2 protein-coding genes are annotated in these 842 nt (G+C 74.3%); both read left to right on the forward strand.

What is annotated here, in order from left to right:
* Positions 1-489, forward strand: a 489-nt coding sequence (locus AC1DRF_RS30255) for a hypothetical protein (protein ID WP_477742603.1), incomplete at its 5' end; no start/stop codon positions are given.
* On the forward strand, positions 486-842 hold a 357-nt coding region (locus AC1DRF_RS30260), incomplete at its 3' end, for a Gfo/Idh/MocA family protein (RefSeq protein ID WP_477742604.1). The genes AC1DRF_RS30255 and AC1DRF_RS30260, both read left to right, overlap by 4 nt.

Here is an 842-nt window from a genome sequence, read left to right on the forward strand (position 1 = left end):
GCGCTCGAAGCGCTCGGCGAAGCCGCCGCCGAAGCGACGGCCGTCGCCAACAAACGCATCCAGGCCGCCGTCGACGCGCGCGAAGCCGCGGTCGTGGAACGCGCCGTCGCGCTCAAGGCCCACGACGAAATGGAAGCGCGGGTGGCGCGCGCGCTGCAGCGTTCGCTGGACGCCGGCATCGAGCGCGACGCCGCGTTCGCCGCGCGCGAGCAAGCCACGGACGCGACGCTGGCGGCCACGCGCGCGCAGGCGCGCACGGCCGAGGCGCTCGCCGACGCGCTGCGCGCGCAGGCACAGACCGCACTGGATCTCACGCAGGCCTTGCGCGGGCAGGCGCAGGCGACGCGCGAACTCGCCGAGGCGACGGCGCAGATCACGGCGCTGCAAGCGCAAATCGAGGAGGCGCACCGCGTGCGCGACGAACTGCATCGCTCGCGCGCATGGCGCGCGGTGAGCACGTATCGCCGCCTGCGGGCGAAGTTCGCATGACGCCCGTCGCCGTCGTGGGGTTCGGTCGCATGGGGCGCCTGCATGCGCGCACCCTGTCCGCGATGCCCGAGTTCCGCCTGGTCGCCGTCGTCGATCCCGACGCCGGTTGTGCCGAAGAGGTCGCCGCGCTGGGCGCGACGTGGCACGCGACGATCGAAATGCTCGAACCCGGGATCCGCCACGCGATCGTCGCCGTGCCGTCCGCGCGCCACGCGCAGGTCGCCTGCGCGCTCGCGCGCCGCGGCGTGCATTGCCTGATCGAGAAGCCGGCCGGCGCGAGCGCGCAGGACGCGGCCGCGCTGATCGCCGCATCCGACATCGATGGCACGTGCATGCGCGTGGCCTTCAGCGAG

Source organism: Priestia sp. P5_B4 (assembly GCF_056400385.1).